16 protein-coding genes are annotated in these 19,201 nt (G+C 72.9%); 13 read left to right on the forward strand and 3 right to left on the reverse strand.

Going from position 1 to position 19,201, the window contains the following annotated elements; genetic code table 11:
- Positions 1-2: 2 nt before the first annotated feature.
- Both ACZ7LE_RS23740 and ACZ7LE_RS23745 read left to right on the forward strand, forming a co-directional pair.
- The gene (locus ACZ7LE_RS23740; protein WP_470405680.1) at positions 3-1,646 is read left to right on the forward strand and encodes a hypothetical protein; all 1,644 of its coding nucleotides are present in this window, start codon (positions 3-5) and stop codon (positions 1,644-1,646) included.
- 48 nt (positions 1,647-1,694) lie between these two features.
- Positions 1,695-3,332 carry a family 20 glycosylhydrolase gene (locus tag ACZ7LE_RS23745; protein ID WP_470405681.1) on the forward strand — a complete coding sequence of 546 codons (1,638 nt, stop codon included), beginning with the start codon at positions 1,695-1,697 and terminating at the stop codon, positions 3,330-3,332.
- A gap of 73 nt (positions 3,333-3,405) precedes the next feature.
- Here the strand turns inward: ACZ7LE_RS23745 and rsmI are convergent, their stop codons facing one another.
- Positions 3,406-4,287, reverse strand: coding sequence for a 16S rRNA (cytidine(1402)-2'-O)-methyltransferase (gene rsmI / locus ACZ7LE_RS23750; protein WP_470405682.1), 882 nt, complete (start codon positions 4,285-4,287; stop codon positions 3,406-3,408).
- A 33-nt stretch (positions 4,288-4,320) separates the two neighbouring features.
- On the opposite strand from rsmI, the gene ACZ7LE_RS23755 reads away from it, so the two are divergent.
- Positions 4,321-6,093, forward strand: a complete 1,773-nt coding sequence (locus tag ACZ7LE_RS23755) for a dolichyl-phosphate-mannose--protein mannosyltransferase (protein WP_470405683.1) — start codon at positions 4,321-4,323, stop codon at positions 6,091-6,093.
- 3 nt (positions 6,094-6,096) lie between these two features.
- Here the strand turns inward: ACZ7LE_RS23755 and ACZ7LE_RS23760 are convergent, their stop codons facing one another.
- The gene (locus tag ACZ7LE_RS23760; protein WP_470405684.1) at positions 6,097-6,693 is read right to left on the reverse strand and encodes an isochorismatase family protein; all 597 of its coding nucleotides are present in this window, start codon (positions 6,691-6,693) and stop codon (positions 6,097-6,099) included.
- A 151-nt stretch (positions 6,694-6,844) separates the two neighbouring features.
- Between ACZ7LE_RS23760 and ACZ7LE_RS23765 the strand changes: the two genes are divergently transcribed.
- The 10 genes from ACZ7LE_RS23765 to ACZ7LE_RS23810 all read left to right on the forward strand — a co-directional run bounded on the left by ACZ7LE_RS23765 (position 6,845) and on the right by ACZ7LE_RS23810 (position 18,379).
- Positions 6,845-8,098 carry a PQQ-dependent sugar dehydrogenase gene (locus ACZ7LE_RS23765; protein WP_470405685.1) on the forward strand — a complete coding sequence of 418 codons (1,254 nt, stop codon included), beginning with the start codon at positions 6,845-6,847 and terminating at the stop codon, positions 8,096-8,098.
- A gap of 127 nt (positions 8,099-8,225) precedes the next feature.
- A complete protein-coding gene (locus tag ACZ7LE_RS23770) occupies positions 8,226-8,591 on the forward strand; it encodes a hypothetical protein (RefSeq protein ID WP_470405686.1) in 366 nt (121 codons plus the stop codon).
- Positions 8,591-9,247, forward strand: coding sequence for a hypothetical protein (locus ACZ7LE_RS23775; RefSeq protein WP_470405687.1), 657 nt, complete (start codon positions 8,591-8,593; stop codon positions 9,245-9,247). Before ACZ7LE_RS23770 ends, ACZ7LE_RS23775 begins: the two co-directional genes overlap by 1 nt.
- A 93-nt stretch (positions 9,248-9,340) precedes the next feature.
- Positions 9,341-10,966 (forward strand): methionine--tRNA ligase, encoded by a 1,626-nt coding sequence (metG, locus tag ACZ7LE_RS23780; RefSeq protein ID WP_470405688.1) that lies wholly within the window; start codon positions 9,341-9,343, stop codon positions 10,964-10,966.
- 8 nt (positions 10,967-10,974) lie between these two features.
- Positions 10,975-11,910, forward strand: a complete 936-nt coding sequence (locus tag ACZ7LE_RS23785) for a TatD family hydrolase (RefSeq protein ID WP_470405689.1) — start codon at positions 10,975-10,977, stop codon at positions 11,908-11,910.
- A gap of 93 nt (positions 11,911-12,003) precedes the next feature.
- Positions 12,004-13,173, forward strand: coding sequence for an aggregation-promoting factor C-terminal-like domain-containing protein (locus ACZ7LE_RS23790; RefSeq protein WP_470405690.1), 1,170 nt, complete (start codon positions 12,004-12,006; stop codon positions 13,171-13,173).
- 218 nt (positions 13,174-13,391) lie between these two features.
- The gene (locus tag ACZ7LE_RS23795) at positions 13,392-14,744 is read left to right on the forward strand and encodes a transglycosylase family protein (protein WP_470405691.1); all 1,353 of its coding nucleotides are present in this window, start codon (positions 13,392-13,394) and stop codon (positions 14,742-14,744) included.
- 526 nt (positions 14,745-15,270) lie between these two features.
- Positions 15,271-16,473, forward strand: a complete 1,203-nt coding sequence (locus ACZ7LE_RS23800) for an aggregation-promoting factor C-terminal-like domain-containing protein (RefSeq protein WP_470405692.1) — start codon at positions 15,271-15,273, stop codon at positions 16,471-16,473.
- A gap of 38 nt (positions 16,474-16,511) precedes the next feature.
- On the forward strand, positions 16,512-17,432 hold the full coding sequence (rsmA, locus tag ACZ7LE_RS23805) for a 16S rRNA (adenine(1518)-N(6)/adenine(1519)-N(6))-dimethyltransferase RsmA (RefSeq protein ID WP_470405693.1): 921 nt from the start codon (positions 16,512-16,514) through the stop codon (positions 17,430-17,432).
- On the forward strand, positions 17,429-18,379 hold the full coding sequence (locus ACZ7LE_RS23810; RefSeq protein WP_470405694.1) for a 4-(cytidine 5'-diphospho)-2-C-methyl-D-erythritol kinase: 951 nt from the start codon (positions 17,429-17,431) through the stop codon (positions 18,377-18,379). The genes rsmA and ACZ7LE_RS23810 overlap by 4 nt, the downstream gene beginning before the upstream one ends.
- A gap of 12 nt (positions 18,380-18,391) precedes the next feature.
- On the opposite strand, the gene ACZ7LE_RS23815 is transcribed toward ACZ7LE_RS23810, so the two are convergent.
- On the reverse strand, positions 18,392-19,201 hold the full coding sequence (locus tag ACZ7LE_RS23815; protein ID WP_470405695.1) for an acetylxylan esterase: 810 nt from the start codon (positions 19,199-19,201) through the stop codon (positions 18,392-18,394).

Genomic DNA, 19,201 nt, shown 5'->3' on the forward strand with positions numbered 1-19,201 from the left:
CCGTGGTTATCCGGAACGCCCGATTCGTCCCGCACCACCGACCTGCGTCCGCCGCGGCTCTGCTCGCGGTCGGCGCCCTCCTCCTGGCCGGTTGTACCGTGCCGACGGCCGAGGGCGATGACGGCAAGACGGGGGAGAAGTTCCAGGTCAGGGACCCCTCCGGGCCGGCCCTGGTGCTCGACTCGACCGACCCCGCCGAGCTTGCCCTCACGGCGAGCCAGGCCTTCTTCCACGCGTCCCCGGTCGCGGTCGTCGCCTCGGCGGACGACGTCGACGCACGCGCGACCGCCGCGGCCACCGGCGCCGCCGTCACCGCGCCGGTGCTGCTGACCGACGGCGGCGTCTCGGACACCAATGTCGTGGCCGAGCTCGAACGGCTCGGCGCGGGCACGGTCGTCGTCGTCGGCGACGAGCAGGCCGTCGCGGACGTGGGGCCCGCCGCGGGCGACGCCGAGGTGGTCCGGTTCGACCCGGGCGCGCTGAGCGCGGCCGCCGAGGCCGCCGCCTCCGCGGGCAAGGGTGACGGGGCCGGGGGCGAGCCCGGGAAGGGCGACGCGGGCACGAAGGGCGACGCCAAGGTCGAGCTGCCGACGGCGGACCGCCTGCACGCGGCCGACCTGGCCGGGCTGCGCGCGGACATCCCCGACGTCAGCGATCCGGAGCTGCTGCAGGAGATCCTTGTTGCCGTCGACCCGAAGCCCGGACAGGAGGCCGCCATCGGCACGGCCCTGGCGGCCGGCGCCGTGCCGGTCGAGGTGCCGGGCGGCGACGTCGCGGCCCACGCGGGCACCGTCGAGACGATCCGTGCCCTCAAGCCGCTCGGCGTGGTCGGGATCGGCGCCGAGTTCGGCGCCGCGGAGGACCTGGGCTGGCAGGTCGCGGTGGCGACGTCGGGTGCGACGCTGCCGGACGGCTCGCTGCAGCTCTTCCCGGGCCGCTACGTGTCGACGTCGTACACCGTGCCCGCCGGCATCGCGGACCCGGCGGCGGACGCTGTCCGCGCCGTGAACGCGGCCGCCACGAACGGCGAGCTGCTCGGCGGGTCGCCGCTGGTGACCGTGACGGCGAGCGTGCGGTCGAGCGCGCCCGGCGAGGACGGCGACTACGTGGACGAGCAGCCGCTGGAGCTGCTCACGCCCGCTGTCGAGGCGATCCGCGACGCCGGGCAGATCGTGCTGCTCGACGTCGCGCCCGGCGTCCAGCCGCTCGCCGCTCAGCTGGACGACCTCGAACCGCTGCTGACCCAGCCGGGTGTCGGCCTGTCCGTGCACCCGGAGTTCCGGGTCGCGGGCAACGGCGCGGAGTCGGGGGCCGTTCCCGTGGCGGAGCTCCAGGAGGTGGTGGACCGGCTCGCGCGGATCGCCACCGCGCAGGGGCTGCCGCAGATCATGCTGGAGGTGCACCAGTCCACGGCGGCGTCGGTGGTGGACCGGTCGAGGCTGCGGATCCCGTCGCAGGTCGCGGTGGTCTTCACCGCCGCAGGCCCGGCCGCGGGCCAGGCGACGGCCGGTGGTGTCTGGGCTGACGTCGCGAACGACCTGCCCGCCCACGCCGTGCTCGGCTGGTCCGCGCCGAGCGAGGTGCCCGCTGACGCGACCAGCATCCTGCCCACCGAACCGCTCCTGGGCCTGGTCTCCGCCGGCTGAACCTGCCAAACTGCGGGCATCCATCGGAGCGAAGGGGCCCTAACAATCGTGACCACCGTGAGCAGCGGCGCGGCCGTCGTCGCCGACGCCATCATCCCCGTACCTGTCGAGCTCGTCGCGGGCGAGGGGGCGCTGGACGTCAGGTCCGTCACCGTGCACGCGCCCGACGCCGTGACCGCGCGCCTCGCGGGTGAGCTGCTCACGAGCGCGGGCGCCGCGGTCGTCGCGGACGGCGCCGTCGGGGCGGACGGCGCCACGGCCGTCACGCTGACCGTCGACCCCGCCGCCGGCCCCGCGGGCTCCTCGAACCCCGAGCGCTACACGCTCACCGTGACCGCCGAGAACGTCTCCGTCGCGGCTCCCGAGCGCTCCGGCCTGCTGCACGGCGTCCGGACCCTGCGCCAGCTCGTCAACGCGGGCCGGTTCGGCGCCGACGGCGCCGACGGCGACGGCGACGCCGGGGCGACGGACGCGCCGCTCGAGGTGCGCGCCGTCGTCGTGCGGGACGAGCCGAGGTTCGGTTGGCGGGGGCTGTCGTTCGATGTGGTGCGGCACTGGTTCGGGCCCGCGGACCTGCGGGCGGTCGTGGACCTCGTGGGCTCCTACAAGATGAACCGCCTGCACCTGCACCTGTCCGACGACCAGGGCTGGCGGCTGGAGATCCCGTCGCGCCCCGCGCTGACGGAGAAGTCGTCGCAGGGCGCGGTGTCGGGAGCGACCGGCGGTTTCCTCACCGCCGACGAGTACCGCGAGCTGCAGGAGTACGCGGCCGAGCGGGAGATCGTGATCGTCCCGGAGATCGACGTGCCCGGGCACGTCAACGCGGCGACCCACGCCTACGGCGAGCTCACGCCGTCGGGGGAGGCCACCGACGCCTACGACGGGATCGAGGTGGGCTTCTCGAAGCTGCACTTCGACCTGCCGACCACCGAGCCGTTCCTGCGGGACGTGTTCACCGACGTCGCGCGCATGACGCTGGGGCCGTGGGTGCACTTCGGCGGCGACGAGGTGCTGGTGATGCAGCCCGAGGAGTTCGGCCGGTTCGTGGTGCTCTGCCAGCAGATCATCGCCGGCGCGGGCAAGATCCCCGTCGCCTGGCAGGAAGCGGCCGGCTCCGCGCACGGCGACCAGGCGGCGGTCGCGGCGCTCGCCGAGTCCGGTTCTGACTCAGCTCCCGGCGCCGGCGCCCCGGCGGACCACGCCGGCGCGCCCGACGGCGAGGCACCCGCCCTGGTCGAGCCCGGCACGGTGCTCCAGTACTGGGACACCCGGCCCGACCCGGCGCCGTTCCTGCGCGCCGCGCAGTCCGGCGCGAAGTTCGTGATGTCCCCGGCCGACCGGGCCTACCTCGACATGAAGTACACGCCGGAGCACCCGCTGGGCCAGCAGTGGGCGGCGTTCGTCGAGCTGCACGACTCCTACGACTGGGACCCGGCGACCCTCATCGAGGGGCTGCCCGAGTCGGCGATCGAAGGTGTCTCGGCCGCCGTCTGGACCGAGACCCTGCTGAACCGCGACCACCTGTTCTCGATGCTGCTGCCCCGGCTCGCGGCGGTGGCCGAGGCCGCGTGGTCGCAGCCCGGCGTCAAGGACTGGGAGTCGTTCCGAGGCCGGATCGCGGTAGAGGCCGGCGCCTGGCGCCGCGACGGCGCCAGCTACCACCCGACCCCCCAGATCGACTGGTGACCTACCCTCCCCACCTCGTTGAGTGCGGGCTATTTGTTGGATCCGGGCGGGAATCTCAACACATAGCCAGCACTCAGCGGGACGGGGCGGGGCGTGCCGCCAGGGCCGCCGCGTAGAGGTCGCGCTTGGCCACGCCTGCGGCGTCGGCCACCTCGGCGACCGCGGCCTTGAGCCGCTCGCCCGCGGCGACCCGTTCGAGCACCTCGCCCACGACGTCGTCCACGCTCGCCTGCACCGCCGGAGCCCCGCCGACCACCACGCAGATCTCGCCGCGGAGCTGCTCGGCCGCGGCGCGCTCCGCCAGGTCCGCGAGCGGGCCGCGCAGCACCTCCTCGTACGTCTTGGTCAGCTCGCGTGCGACGGCGGCCGGGCGGGTGTCGCCGAACGCCGCGGCCATGGCGCCCAGCGTCTCGGCGATCCGGTGCGGCGCCTCGAAGAACACCATGGTGCGTGGTTCGCCGGCCAGTGCGGCGAGCGTCCGGGAGCGGTCGCCGGCCTTGCGCGGCAGGAAGCCCTCGAACGTGAACCGGTCGGTCGGCAGCCCGGAGAGCGCCAGTGCCGTGAGCACGGCGCTCGGCCCGGGCGCGGCCGTGACGCGCAGGTCGCGCTCGATCGCCCGCTCCACGACGCGGTACCCCGGGTCGGAGACGGACGGCATGCCGGCGTCGGTCACGACCACGACCGTGCCGCCGTCGGCTACGACGTCGAGGAGCTCGTCCGCGCGGGCCGTCTCGTTGTGCTCGTGGTAGCTGGTCACCTTGCCGCGCACCTCGACCCCGAGCCGTCCGGCGAGGGCGTGCAGGCGGCGCGTGTCCTCGGCGGCCACCACGTCGGCGTCGGCCAGCAGGCGGACCAGCCGCGGCGAGGCGTCCTCCGCGTTGCCGATCGGGGTGGCTGCCAGGACGAGGGTGCCGGCCTCGGGCGCGGGCCCGGGAACCGGGGACGAGTCGGTCATGAACCACAGGGTCCCACGCTCTATGCTGGCCCGGTGTCTCAGCAGCCTGAAGCCACCGGAGCACATCACGCCGCAGTGCAGCAGGCTCTGCCTGGAACCTACGGGGCGCACGTGCGCCGCGAGGCGGTGGGCGCCCGGATGACACCGACGGGATCGTTCCCCGCCGTCGCCCCGGCCGAGCCGCCGGTGCGCGACCGCCTCCTGCGCGACCTGCTGGGCGAGCGCCGGCTCGCGCTCGGCCGCCGCGCCTCGGACCGGTTCTGGGGCATCTTCGGCGCGTTGGTCGTGACGGCGATCGCCGCGGGCGCGCGGCTGTACGCGCTCGGCCGCCCGGGCAAGCTGGTCTTCGACGAGACGTACTACGTCAAGGAGGGCTGGTCGCTGGCCAGCCTCGGCTTCGAGGCCGCGTGGCCCGACAAGCCCAACCCGGCGTTCGAGGCCGGTGACGTCAGCTCGTACAAGACCGACGAGGCCGAGTACGTGGTCCACCCGCCCGTCGGCAAGTGGATGATCGCCATCGGGATGCGCCTCATGGGCGGCGCGACCGACCCGATGGCCTGGCGCATCGCGAGTGCCGTGATCGGCGTGGTGGCCGTGTTCCTCATGGTCCGGATCGCGCGCCGCATGTTCTCGTCCACCCTGCTCGGCCTGGTCGCGGGCCTGTTGTTGGCGGTCGACGGCGAGGCGATCGTGCACTCGCGCACCGGCCTGCTGGACCAGTTCCTCATGTTCTGGGTGCTCGTCGGGTTCGGCTGCCTGGTGATGGACCGCGAGTGGGCCAGACGCCGGCTCGCGGACCGGGTGGCGCACATCGTCGAGGCGGGCGGGGAGATCGGCCGGTACGGGCCGCGGCTGGGCTTCCGCTGGTGGCGGCTCGCGGCGGCAGTGTCGCTGGGGCTGGCCTGCGGCGTGAAGTGGTCGGGCCTGTACTTCGTCGCGGCGTTCGGCCTGCTCACCGTGGTCTGGGACCTCACGGCCCGCCGCACGGCCGGAATCGGGCGGTGGTGGGAGGACGCCTTGGTGGTCGACGCCGTCCCGGCCGCCCTGGTCATGCTGCCCACCGTTCTCGCGGTGTACGTCGCGTCGTGGTCGGCGTGGTTCGCGCACCCGAAGTCGTACCTGCGCGACTGGGCGGTGGTGAACGGCGTGACGCCGCCGGGCTGGTGGCCGGACTGGGGCTGGGCGCAGGGCGCCTGGGAGGCCGGCCGGTCGCTGTGGGAGTACCACCACATGATGTGGGACTTCCACACCAACCTGGACTCGGACCACAACTACGCGTCGCACCCGCTGGGGTGGATCGTGCAGTGGCGGCCGACGTCGTTCTTCTGGGAGAAGTTCGCCCCGGGCCAGGGCCCCTGCCCCGCGGACTCCGTGGGCGACTGCGCCACCGCCGTCACATCGCTCGGCAACCCGCTGCTGTGGTGGCTGGGCGCCGTCGCGATCCCCGTGGTCCTGGTGCTCGTGATCAAGTTCCGGGACTGGCGCGGCACCGCGGCCCTCGTGGGGATCGCCGCGGGCTGGCTGCCGTGGTTCCTGTACTCGTGGCCGCTCGCGGACCGCACCATCTTCACGTTCTACTCGATCGTGTTCACGCCGTTCGTGATCCTCACGCTCGTGTACGTGCTGGCGGTCGGGCTGGAACGGACGCCGCGCCGGAGCGCGGACCGGCGGATCGTGTGCTGGCTGGCCGCCGTGATCGTGGTGCTGATCGTGGGCGTGAGTGTGCTCTACTACCCGATCTGGACCGCGATGCCGGTGCCGTACGAGTACTGGCAGCGGCTCATGGTGCTCCCGAGCTGGATCTAGGCGTCAGAGGGCCGAGGAGTCGCGGAGGTCGACGCCCGCGGCCGTCAGCTCCTTCTCGGCGGCTTCGCCCTGCTCCGGCGAGACCGGGATGGTCAGGTCGGTCAGCACGCGGGCGTGCAGCCCGGCGCGGCGGGCGTCGAGCGCGGTGTGCTTCACGCAGTGCGACTGGACGAGGCCCACGACGTCGACGGCGGTGACCCCGGCGTCCGACAGGACGGTGGCGAGGCTGCGGCCGTGCTCGTCCGCGCCGTCGAAGCCGGAGTACCCGTGCGAGTACTGGCCCTTCAGCAGCTTGGCGTCCGGCGCGAGGTCGGCCAGCGCGGGGTGCAGCTCGGCGTTCGGTGAGCCGGCGACGCCGTGCGGCGGCCACGAGTCGACGAAGTCGGGGGTGTCGCTGAAGTGCTCGCCCGGGTCGATGTGCCAGTCCTGGGTGGTCACCACGGTCGTGTACCGGTCCCGGTGGGCGGCGGCGTAGGCGGCGACGCGGTGCGCGATCTCGTTCGCGCCCTCCGTGGCGAGCTCACCTCCCTCGCAGAACGTGGGCTGCACGTCGACGACGATGAGGGCCCGCAGCTCGGGCGAGGACTCGGCAAGGCTCATAGGACTCACTCTTCCACTGCGCGGGTGGGACGAGGTACCCCCCGGTGGTCGGTAGTTCGTCACATGATCGGCACCCCGGAGTGCCGATCACCTGACGGACTGCCGATCGCCACGCCTCACCCCGGCACGCGCGGGGTGCTTGGATGGGGGAGTGGACACTGACGCCGGGGTGCGCCGGCACCTGCTGACCTGGGCTCTGCCCGCGTTCGTGCTGGTCGCGGGGCTGGCCGGGTGCAGCGGGTCGGCCGAGCCCGGCGTCGTGTCGCCGAGCCCGACCGCCTCGCCGAGCCCGACCGCGGAGGCGAGCACGGCGGCGCCGTCGGGCGCGAACGGTGCGGACCCCTGGGACGGCGGGGTGACCGCCGAGGCCGAGGTGGTGGCCCAGGAGCTCCCGGTCCCGTGGGGTATCGCCCCGCTGCCCGGCGGGCGGTTCCTGGTCACGATGCGGGACGACGCGGCGCTCGCCGTGGTGCACCCGAACGGGGACGTCGCACCGCTGGACTCGTCCGGGGGCGCCCAGGACCTGGCCGACCAGACGATGCCCGGCGGCGAGGGCGGGCTGCTCGGCGTGGCCGTGGACCCGGAGGACACCGGGCCGACGTTCACGGTCTTCCTGTACCGCACCGGCGCGGAGGACAACGCGGTGCTGCGCGCCGAGCTCGACCTCGACGGCATGACGCTGCGCGACGTCACCACGATCCTCGACGGCATCCCGAGCGCGTCCAACCACAACGGCGGCCGGATCGCGCTCGGCCCGGACGGGTACCTGTACGTCGCGACCGGCGACGCCGGGAACCCGGCGAACGCGCAGGACCCGGAGTCGCTGGGCGGCAAGATCCTGCGTGTCACCACCGACGGCGAGCCCGCGCCGGGCAACCCGGACCCCGGCTCGCCGGTGTGGTCCCTGGGACACCGCAACGTGCAGGGCCTCGGCTGGGACGCGAGCGGCCGGATGTTCGCGAGCGAGTTCGGGCAGGACGAGCTGGACGAGCTGAACGTGATCGAGGCGGGTGGCAACTACGGCTGGCCGGACGTCGAGGGGCCGGGGGAGCGGGCCGGGTTCGTCGACCCGGTCGCCTGGTGGCCGACGTCGGAGGCGTCGCCGTCGGGCATCGCCGTCACCGACGAGGCCGTGTACCTGGCGGCCCTGCGCGGGGAGCGGCTGTGGCGCGTGCCGCTGCTCGGCACGGCGCAGGACGTCGCCGACGGCGCGAGCCCCGGCTTCGGCGAGCCGCAGGAGCTGCTGGCAGGGGAGTACGGGCGGCTGCGCGCGGTCCAGGCCGGCGACGACGGCGAGCTGTTCGTCCTGACCGGCAACACGGACGGCCGGGGCGAGCCGGCGACCGAGGACGGCCGGCTCGTCGACGACCGGCTGCTGCGGGTCACGCTGACGCCGGCGGGTTGACCGGCCGGCGGGGCAGCCGGCTCGGGGAGTATCCACTGGCAGACGTCTAGGGCTGTGGATATCCTGGCTGCCGGGAAGGGGCCTCGTCGTAGGCTCGAACCACTGCCGATCGAGAGGGGTGAACAGGATGTCCGCAGAACCTGGCGCGTACCGGACGGTGCCACGCGGTTACGTCTACGCCGACCACATCCCGTACGTCACCCCGGAGTCCCTGGAGGAGCTGCGGGGGCCGAGCACCGGGATCGTCACCGTGGGGCCGCACATCGACACGAGCCTGGACCCGACGTACGACCTCGCGCGGAGAGCGCGGAAGCTGGAGCTGTACAGCGCGACCGTCCGCGACGGTTTCGTGCCGGACCACCGGGCCGTGCTGAACCGGTCCGAGCTGTTGCGCCTCTGGCCGTCCCTGAATCTCCCGGGCCGGTGTCGTGCGGTCTGGGAGTCGAGGTTCCCGGAGCTGGCGGCCCGTTCGAAGGTCGCGGGAGCCGCCTGATGCTCCCCTTTCACGAGCGCCTCGCCACGATCGGCCTGGAGGCGCTGGAGGGTTATGGCTTCGCGCTGGCGGGCGGTTACGCGATCTCCGCGAACGGCATCGGCGACCGGCCGTCCAACGACGTGGACCTGTTCACGAACGTGTTCGAGCCCGATGTCTTCGTCGTCTCAGTGGCGAAGCTCCGCGCGGCGTTCCTGGCCGCCGGTCTGGACGTGCGCGACAACCTGATCGGGCGGACGTTCGCCGACGTGAACGTCACGGACCCTGTCACAGGCGAGTCGAGCGACGTCCAGCTCGGCGCGAACTACCGCGCGTTCCTTCCCTCGCAGCTGGCCGTCGGGCCGGTGCTCGACGTCCGCGACGCCGTCGCCGGGAAGATGAGCGCCCTGTGGTCCCGGGGTGAGACACGTGACTTCATCGACATCGACGCCGTCGTGGGCTCCGGGCGCTTCACCCGTGACGAGGTCCTGGCGATCGGTGACGAGCAGGAGTCGCTGCCGTTCGACCGGGTGATGCTGGCGGATCGGTTCCGTTCGGTCCAGGGCAAGAGCCCGGAGTCGTTCGAGGCGTACGAGGTCGGCGAGGACTGGCGGAAGGAGATCGTCGGGCGCTTCCTCGACTGGGCCGACGAGGTCGACCCCGCCGTCGTCCGCTGAGCTCCAGAGCGGCGCCGCTCGGCAACCGTCGCGGCCGCACCACGACGCCCCGGACGCGCAGATCGGGCTGGACCGCGCACCTACGATGGACTCATGCCGGAAGCCGAGAAGACCTTCTACCTCACGACGCCGATCTACTACGTGAACGACGCCCCCCACATCGGGCACGCGTACACGACGGTCGCCGCCGATGTCGTGACACGCTGGCACCGCCAGCGCCAGGAGAACGTCTGGTTCCTCACCGGCACCGACGAGCACGGCGAGAAGGTGCTGCGCACCGCGGAGGCCAACGGCGTGACCCCGCAGGACTGGGCGGACCGGCTGGTCGAGACGGCCTGGAAGCCGGTGCTGGAGACCCTCGACGTGCGCAACGACGACTTCATCCGCACCACGGAGGAGCGGCACGAGACCGCGGTGCAGGCCTTCCTCCAGGGTCTGTACGACAAGGGCGGGATCTACGAGGGCTCCTACGAGGGGCCGTACTGCGTGGACTGCGAGGAGTACAAGCTCCCGGGCGACCTGCTCGACGGCACGGGCGAGTACGAGGGTCAGAAGGTCTGCTCCATCCACGGCAGGCCGGTCGAGATGCTGTCCGAGCAGAACTACTTCTTCCGGATGAGCGAGTACGCCGACCGGCTGCTCGCCCTCTACGAGGAGCACCCCGAGTTCGTGCAGCCGGCGTCGGCCCGCAACGAGGTCGTGAGCTTCGTGAAGCAGGGGCTGCAGGACCTCTCGATCTCGCGCTCGACGTTCGACTGGGGCGTGCCGATCCCGTGGGACTCCTCCCACGTGCTCTACGTCTGGTTCGACGCGCTCCTGAACTACGCCACGGCCGTGGGCCTCGACAGCGACGACCCGGAGCGCAAGGAGCAGTTCGCCCGGACCTGGCCGGCCGACGTGCACCTCGTGGGCAAGGACATCCTGCGGTTCCACGCGGTGATCTGGCCGGCCATGCTCATGGCCGCGGGCCTGCCGCTGCCGAAGACCGTGTTCGCGCACGGCTGGCTGCTGGTCGGCGGCGAGAAGATGAGCAAGTCCAAGCTCACGGGCATCGCGCCGTCCGACATCATCGACACCTTCGGCTCGGACGCGTTCCGCTACTACTTCATGCGCACCATCGCGTTCGGCGGCGACGGCTCGTTCTCCTGGGAGGACATGACCGCCCGCTACAACGGCGAGCTCGCCAACGGTTTCGGCAACCTCGCGTCCCGGACTGCCGCGATGATCGGCAAGTACTTCGGCGGTTCCCTGCCCACCCCGGGCAGCCTCACCGACGCCGAGACGGGACTTGCCCGGGTGGCGGCCCAGGCAGTGCGCGACGCCGAGGCGGCGATCGACCGGCTCGCCATCCACGACGCGGTCGCCGCGGTCTGGACGCTCGTGGACGCGACGAACGGGTACCTCGCCGAGACGCAGCCCTGGAAGCTCGCCAAGGAGCCGGGCGAGACCGACGAGGCCGGCGCGGGGGTGGACGGCGGCCGCCTGGCGACGTCGCTCGTGACCGCGACGGAGGCGCTGCGCTCGCTCGCCGTGCTGCTCAACCCGATCACGCCGAAGGCCGCGGCCGGGCTCTGGGAGCTGCTCGGCGCGGAGGCCTCGCTCGGGGCGCTCGACGCCCAGCCGCTCGCCGGCGCGGCGACGTTCGGGGTGCTCCCGGCCGGCACCACCGTGACGAAGGGCGCTGCCCTGTTCCCGCGCCTCGACGACACCGCGGCCTGAGCCCGGCGATGGCGAAGCGCACACGCGAGCGCGGGTTCCCGACCGACCCGGAGCCGCTGCCCGTCCCGGTCGTCGACAACCACACCCACCTCGACCACATCGCCGCGGTGCTGCCCGGCGTGGCGCCGGAGGGCGAGCGGGGCGACTGGCCACCGTCCGTCGCGGACCACCTGGTGCGCGCCGCGGCAGCAGGCGTCGACCGGGTGGTCCAGGTGGGCTGCGACCTCCCGTCGGCCCGCTGGACGGACGCCCTCGTCCGGCAGGACGAGCGGGTGCTGGGCGCCGTCGCGATCCATCCGAACGAGGCGACCCTGCACGCAGGGGTGCTCGAGGTGGGGCCGGACGGGCTCACGCCCGAGCCGGAGGAGCGGCACACCGTAGGGCTCGACGACGCCGTCGCCGAGATCGCCGACCTGGCCAAGGGCAACGACCGCATCCGCGCGATCGGCGAGACGGGCATGGACCTCTTCCGCACGGGCCCGCGCGGCGAGCAGGCCCAGCGGGACGCCTTCCGCGCGCACATCGCGCTGGCCAAGGAGCTGGGCCTGGCCCTGCAGATCCACGACCGCGACGCGCACGCCCAGGTCATCGAGGTCCTCCTGGCCGACGGCGCGCCCGAGCGCACCGTCTTCCACTGCTACAGCGGCGATGCCGAGATGGCCCGCGTCTGTGCCGAGCACGGCTGGTACCTGTCGTTCGCGGGACCGATCACGTTCAAGGCCAACGACCACCTGCGCGCGGCCCTGGCCGTGGCGCCGCGCGAGCTGATCCTCCTGGAGACCGACGCCCCGTACCTCACGCCGCACCCCTACCGGGGGCAGCCGAACGCCCCGTTCGCGGCGGCCCACACGGTGCGCGGCATGGCGGCCCACCTGGGGGAAGACCTCGGGGTGCTGTGCGCCGACATCGGTGCCAACGCGGAGCGCGTCTACGGCACCTGGTAAGAATGGCGCATTGGGCGGAAGAAAGCGGCATTTGATTTCATATCCCCACGCCTTTTGCTGCGAGGTTTGTTCCGTTACGGTCTGGTGCTCGTGGTGAGGTACGCACGGCCGTGGCTCGCAAGCAGACCGGCCCGCTGGCTGGTTCGTGGTGCCGTCGTCGGCGTGCTCGCCGGCGTCGCCGGCATGTACACGGCCAACGCGACGACCCTGACGATCGACTACAACGGCGACGTCCGCACGCTCGGCGTGTACGGCGACACGGTCGCCGAGGCGCTGGCGTCGCAGCACATCGAGCTGCAGCCCGACGACGTGGTGCAGCCGTCCGCCACGTCCGGCGTCGGCCCCGGCAACACCGTGGTGGTCCGCACCAGCCGGAACGTCACCGTCGAGCTCGACGGCCAGGTGATCACGCTGCGCACCACCGCGGGCACGGTCGGCGAGCTGCTGGCGGCCCTCGGGCCGCGCGGCGACGGCGCCCTCGCCACGGCCTCCCGGACCACGCAGCTCGACCGCGACCCGGTCCGGTTCTCTACGGTCAAGAAGGTCAGCATCGCCGTGGACGGCTCGGTGCTCGAGTTCAGCACCACCCGGTCGACCGTGCGCTCCGTGTTCGACGAGGCCGGGATCTCGCTGGCCGACGGCGACGTCACGTCCGTGCCGCTCGACGCCGCCGCCGTCGACGGGATGATCATCATGGTCAGCCGCGACGCGTCGTCGTCGCGCACGGTGACCGAGGTGGTGCCGTTCGAGACCGAGACGGTCGAGGACTCGAGCCTCCCCGAGGGCTACGAGTCGATCCGCACCGCGGGCATCGCCGGCGAGGCGAAGGTGACGTACGAGGTCAAGACGGTGGGCGGTGCCGTGGTCGAGCGCACCGTGGTGGACCGCAAGGTCACGCGCGAGCCCGTGAACGAGGTGCTCGTGGTGGGGACCATGGACGTGGCCACCGCACCCGTGGACCCGGGTTCGGCGCGGGCCCTGGGCCAGGCGATGGCGGCCGAGCGCGGCTGGGGCGCCGACGAGTTCTCCTGCCTGGACCAGCTCTGGCAGAAGGAGAGCGGCTGGCGCTGGAACGCCGACAACCCCAGCAGCTCGGCGTACGGCATCGCCCAGGCGAACCCGGGCTCCAAGATGGCCACGGTCGGCAGCGACTGGCTCACCAACCCGGCCACCCAGATCGAGTGGGGACTGGGCTACATCTCGGGTCGCTACGGCACGCCGTGCGGTGCGTGGGCGCACTCGGTGGAGATCGGCTGGTACTGAGCGGACCATTTTTCACCCTGGAACATTTGGGATATTTAAGGATCTATCCCGACCTTTCCAAGGTGTATTTCGCGGATAGGCTTGCATTTGATAACGGCAGGGTTACGGTCTCTGGGACCGCCGGATCGGCCGGTCGGGCCCGCGCCCCCGCGCGGGAGGTGCGTGCGACTCGTACCGTCCCGGCCTCCGTGCCCGGACCGCGCGAGGACTGGACCCGCGTGTCATCTCCCCACCCAGCTCAGGGCATCCCCAGCGAACTGCCCCCCACCCCTGAGGCCGGCTCCGACGTCGGCATCACCGAGATCTTCGAACCGCCCACAACGGTTCACCCCCTCACCCCGCCGGGCTCCCCCGACCCGGCCCCGCCCCGCAAGCGCCACCGCAGAGCCGCCCTCCTCGCGGGGGCCGCGGCCATCGCGGTCGCCGGCGCCGGTGGCATCACCGCCTACGGTTCGGCCCACAAGACCGTCACGCTGGACGTGGACGGCAAGGTCACGACCGTCGAGACCTTCCAGGGCGACGTCGCCGGCCTGCTGGCCGACGAGGGCGTCGACGTCACCGACCGCGACGCGGTGACGCCCGGCGGCCCCCTCCGCGACGGTGGCATGGTCGTGGTCCGCTACGGCCACGAGATCACCCTCCAGGCCGACGGCGAGCGGCGCACGACCTGGGTCACCGCGCTCGACGCCGACGAGGCGCTCGCCACGCTCTCCGAGCGGGCCGACGACGTCGCGCTGGTCCCGTCCCGCTCCGGCGGCCGCGTGACCCTCCCGTTGCGACTCGACGCCGACAGCCCGGTGAACCTGGTCGTCGGCGGCAAGACCCAGCGGGTGGCCGACGGCGCCGCGCAGCTCGACGACCTGCTCGCCGAGCACGACGTGGCGGTCGACGCGGACGACCGGGTCACCGTCAAGAGGTCGGACGGCGCGTCCGACGCGTCGGCGGACCCGGGCGTCGCGACGCTGTCCGTCGTCGTCGAGCAGGTGCGGAGCTCGGTCCAGAAGACCGTGACCCGCCTGTCCTTCGACAAGGTGCGGACCGCGGACCCGGACCGGTACGAGGACCTCGACCCGTACGTGGCGACCAAGGGTGTCGTGGGCAAGCGCGTCACGACGTGGGACGTCACGACCGTGGACGGCGAGGTCGTCAAGCGGGACAAGCGCTCCTCGAAGGTCGAGCGCAAGCCCGTCGACCAGGTGACCGTGTACGGCACCAAGGACCGGCCGGCGCCGAAGCCCGAACCGGCGCCCGAACCAGAGCCGCAGCCTGTCGCGAAGGAGCCGGCCCAGAAGGCCGCCCCGGCGCCGGAGCCGAAGTCCGACGTGGTCGCGACGACCGGTGTCTGGGCCCAGCTCGCGCAGTGCGAGTCGGGCGGCGATCCCACCACCAACACCGGCAACGGTTACTACGGCCTGTACCAGTTCTCGCAGCAGACGTGGGTGGCGATGGGCGGTTCCGGCCTCCCGTCGGACGCCTCGGCCGCCGAGCAGACCATGCGGGCCCAGAAGCTCCAGGCGCAGTCCGGCTGGGGACAGTGGCCCGGCTGCGCCGCGAAGCTCGGCCTGCTCTGACCTCCTCCCCACGTGTCAGACGTACAGGTCATCCGAGTGACCTGTACGTCTGACACGGGGAGTGAGTTGGACGGTTGTCCTAGACGAGTGACCGACAACACACCCCGATAGCACCGAGAAACTTGGCCGGACGATAACGGATCAGTTACGTTCGGTTGTCCTCGCTGGCGGGAGGGCGCTCAGTGGTGTAGGCCACAGCGCCCGAACGGTGGCAGGGCGGCACTGAGAACGGAACCTCGTGATCAGTGCGAGACCGCCGGATCGGCCGGTCGAGACCGCGACGGCTCGCAAGAGTCGCCCAGGCCCCCAGGCCGAATCGTGGTGGGGACGCTCGCGCGAGCGCGCGCCCCCTGGCTCGCCGCCCGTGCCCGGGACGTCCGACGACTGGACACGAGTGAACCCCCGTTCTGAGCAGCAGAGTTCTGGCTCCATCCCCAGCATCAACTCAGAGTCCGAGGCCCCGAACCCTCAGACGACCCTCTCGAAGCGTCGCCGTCGCTGGCCCCTGGTCGCCGGCCTTGCAGCCGTGGCGATCGCCGCTTCCGGCTCCGTCGCCTTCGCGGAGGCGCGCAAGACCGTCACGCTCGACGTCGACGGCACCACCAAGACCATCACCACCTACTCCGGTTCCGTGCAGGGCATGCTCGAGTCGCAGGGCGTCCGTCTGGGCGAGCGCGACGTCGTCGCCCCCGGCACCGACGCGAAGCTGTCCGACGGCGACCAGGTGGTCGTCCGCTACGCCCGCCAGGTCACCATGTCCGACGGCGGCGACCAGCGCGACGTCTGGGTCACCGTGACCGACGCCGGCGAGGCCCTGACGACCCTCGCCGAGCGCGGCGGCGACGTCGCCCTGGTGGCGTCCCGCTCCGGCGACCGCGCCTCGCTCCCGCTCCGCCTGAACGACGACGGCCCCGTCGCCGTGGTGGCGGACGGCAAGACCCGTGTGGTCGAGGACCACGCCGACGGCGTCGACAGCGTGCTCAACGGCCTGGAGGTCGAGCTCGACAAGGACGACCTCGTGAACATCGTCCCCGTGGCCACGCTGGCCGACGACAAGGCGATCGACGCGAAGTCGGCCAAGGCCGCCGAGAAGGCCGGCGCCGACGTCGCCGTCCAGGTGCAGCGGGTCGAGACCAAGAAGGTCACCCAGCGGTTCGACGTGGACCACGAGGTGAAGACCGTCCAGGACAAGAACCGCTACGCGGACGAGGGCGACCACGTCCGCACCGCGGGCAAGGACGGCGTGCGCACGCGCATCGTCCAGCTCCGTACGGTCGACGGCGAGGTCGTCGCCCGCAAGGAGCTCTCGAACAAGGTGACCAGGAAGCCGGTCACCGGCGTGATCGTCGAGGGCACCAAGGAGCGCCCGGTGGAGAAGAAGGTCACCGTCGAGGAGACCAGCACCGAGAGCAGCACCCCGGCGCCGTCCGGCTCCGTCAAGGAGATCGGCCAGCAGCTGGCCGCCGCCCGCGGCTGGACCGGCTCGGAGTGGACCTGCCTCGAGGCCCTCTGGGAGCGCGAGTCCGGCTGGAACTACCAGGCGGCCAACCCGTCCTCGGGCGCCTACGGCATCCCGCAGGCGCTGCCGGGCTCCAAGATGGGCTCGGCGGGCGCGGACTGGGCCACCAACCCGGCCACGCAGATCAAGTGGGGCCTCGGCTACATCGCGGACCGCTACGGCACGCCGTGCGGTGCGTGGGGCCACTCGGAGTCGGTGGGTTGGTACTGATCCGCTGACTGCGACATTCTCCAGTTAGGCTCACCTGCATGAACGACACCTCAAGCGCCCTGCTCGGACCCGCGGAGATCCGCGACCTGGCAGGGCGCTTGGGCGTCCGGCCCACCAAGACGCTCGGCCAGAACTTCCTGCACGACGGCGGCACCGTCCGCAAGATCGTGCGCACCGCGGGGCTCCGGCCCGGCGAGCGGGTGGTCGAGGTCGGGCCCGGGCTGGGCTCCCTGACGCTGGGCCTCGTGGAGGCCGGCGCCTCCGTCGTGGCGATCGAGATCGACCCGGTCCTGGCCGGGCAGATCACCGACACCGTGCGGACCCGGGTCCCGGGCGCCGACTTCGAGGTGGTGCTGTCCGACGCGCTGGACGTCACGGCGCTGCCCGGTGAGCCGCCGACGGCGCTCGTCGCGAACCTCCCATACAACGTGGCCGTCCCGGTGCTGCTCACCATGCTGCAGCGGTTCGCCTCGCTCGAACGCGTGCTCGTGATGGTGCAGGCCGAGGTGGCCGACCGGATCGCCGCCGTCCCGGGCTCCAAGATCTACGGCATCCCGTCGGTGAAGGCCGCGTGGTACGCGTCGGCCCGCCGCGCCGGGACCATCGGGCGCAACGTCTTCTGGCCCGCGCCCAACGTCGACTCCGCGCTCGTGTACCTCGAGCGCCGGGACCCGCCGTCGACCACCGCCTCGCGCGAGCAGGTCTTCGCCGTCGTGGACGCCGCGTTCGCGCAGCGCCGCAAGACGCTGCGCGCCGCCCTGTCCGGGGTGTTCGGCTCCGGCGCCGCCGCGGAGGCGGCGCTCCGGGCCGCCGGCGTGGACCCGGGCGCCCGGGGTGAGACGCTCGTCGTCGAGCAGTTCGCGCGCATCGCGGAGCGGCTTTCCGCGACCTCGTCGGTCGAGCCTGTCGAGGCCTCGGATCTCGACGAGCTCGATCAGCGAGAGGAGGGGGACGAGTGATCCCGCGCCTTTCAGCGGCCCCACCGCCGTCGGTCCGGGTCCGCGCGCCCGGGAAGGTCAACCTCGGGCTGCGCGTGGGTCCCGTCGGCGACGACGGCTACCACCCGCTCGCGACGATCTTCCAGGCCGTCTCCCTGTTCGAGGAGGTGACGGCGACCCAGGTGGCACCCGGCGCCGGCATCTCGCTGACGGTCTCGGGCCCGCAGGCCGACGCCGTCCCGACCGACGAGACCAACCTCGCGTGGCGCGCCGCCGCGCTGCTGGCCGAGCGCACGGGCCTGCCGGACGACGTCCAGCTGCACATCACCAAGGGTGTGCCGGTTGCGGGCGGCATGGCGGGCGGGTCCGCCGACGCCGCCGCCGCGCTCGTGGCCTGCGACGCCCTCTGGGAGGCCGGCATACCCCGCCCGGACCTCGTGGAGCTGGCCGCCGAGCTCGGCGCCGACGTGCCGTTCTCGCTGCTGGGGCACACGGCCGTCGGCACGGGACGGGGCGACCTGCTCACGCCCGCGATGACCCGCGGCGAGTTCCACTGGTGCTTCGCGACGCAGCGGGAGGGTCTCTCGACGCCCACCGTGTTCCGCCGGTTCGACGAGCTGGCCGGGCCGTCGACGCCGCGTGTGGCCCCCACCGACGACACCGCGATCATGCACGCGCTGCGCGCCGGTGACGCGGTGGCCCTCGGCAAGGCGCTGCACAACGACCTGGAGGGTCCGGCGCTCGACCTGCGCCCCGAGCTCGCCGACGTGCTGGAGGTCGCGACGGAGTCCGGCGCGCTCGGCGTCGTCGTGTCCGGGTCGGGCCCCACGGTGGCGGCGCTCGGCCGGTCCCGGCAGCACGCGCTGGCGCTGGGCGCCGCGTGGACGGCGGCCGACGTCGTCGACGCGGTCTGGTGCGCCACCGGGCCCGCCCCGGGCACGCAGATCGTGACCCCGATGCGCGCCTGAGCGCGCACCGGGTCAGTACGCGACCTGGGGGACGAAGACGTTCGTCAGGTGCGTGTGCCGCGTGATCCAGCGGGTGCGCCGCGTCGCCAGGTTGCTCTCGGCGGTCAGGGCGCACTCGACCACCCGCTCGACGGTGCCCGTCATCGCGCTGAGCGCCAGGGCGGCGTTGCGGCCCCACTCCTCCAGCAGCACCTGGGCGCCCGCGCCCTGCGTGAGCTGCAGCGGGGTGCTCGCCCGGCGGGCGAACGCGACCAGGGAGTCCTTGTGCGCCGCCGGGATGTCGCCCTCGACCAGGGCGCACGCGAGGTCCGGCAGCAGGCCGGCCGCGGCGACGGCCGCCGCCGCGACGGGGCCCGTGCCGAGCACCGCGATGCGCGACGGGTCCACGCTCTCGAGCGTGCGCAGGGCCTGCACCGCCCGGACCGCGTCCGTGAAGACGCCGCGGTTGTACGGGTCGTCCAGGTCGTCCTGCGGCACCTCGACGACCAGGTGGGCGAACCCGCCGGACGCGAGCCACTCCAGGTCGCGCGCGGCGGCCTTGCCGGCCGGCCGCAGCTCGACCAGACCGGGCAGTGTCGCGGCGGACCCGACCGGCATGACGAGCCAGCCCGTCACCGGGCGGCCCTCGAAGCCGGCGAACGTCACGGTCTCCGCGTTGAGGTCCCGTGAGTGGGCGAAGGTCGCGGTCAGGACCGGCGCGACCTCGATGTCCCGGTGCGCGGCGAGGTTCGCCGCCCAGAACGCGTCGAAGTCCGTGGGCTCGTCGGTGGCGGGCGGAGCAGCCGGTGCCACCGTGACGAGCGGCAGGTCGTACTCGGGCAC

The sequence above is a fragment of the Promicromonospora sp. NPDC110617 genome (assembly GCF_055598465.1).

Excerpts from the sequence above, each read along its gene's own strand:
- rsmI (WP_470405682.1), bottom strand. The coding sequence starts at position 4,287 with ATGACCGACTCGTCCCCGGTTCCCGGGCCCGCGCCCGAGGCCGGCACC.
- ACZ7LE_RS23760 (WP_470405684.1), bottom strand. The coding sequence starts at position 6,693 with ATGAGCCTTGCCGAGTCCTCGCCCGAGCTGCGGGCCCTCATCGTCGTC.
- ACZ7LE_RS23770 (WP_470405686.1), top strand. The coding sequence starts at position 8,226 with ATGTCCGCAGAACCTGGCGCGTACCGGACGGTGCCACGCGGTTACGTC.
- ACZ7LE_RS23775 (WP_470405687.1), top strand. The coding sequence starts at position 8,591 with ATGCTCCCCTTTCACGAGCGCCTCGCCACGATCGGCCTGGAGGCGCTG.
- metG (WP_470405688.1), top strand. The coding sequence starts at position 9,341 with ATGCCGGAAGCCGAGAAGACCTTCTACCTCACGACGCCGATCTACTAC.
- ACZ7LE_RS23785 (WP_470405689.1), top strand. The coding sequence starts at position 10,975 with ATGGCGAAGCGCACACGCGAGCGCGGGTTCCCGACCGACCCGGAGCCG.
- rsmA (WP_470405693.1), top strand. The coding sequence starts at position 16,512 with ATGAACGACACCTCAAGCGCCCTGCTCGGACCCGCGGAGATCCGCGAC.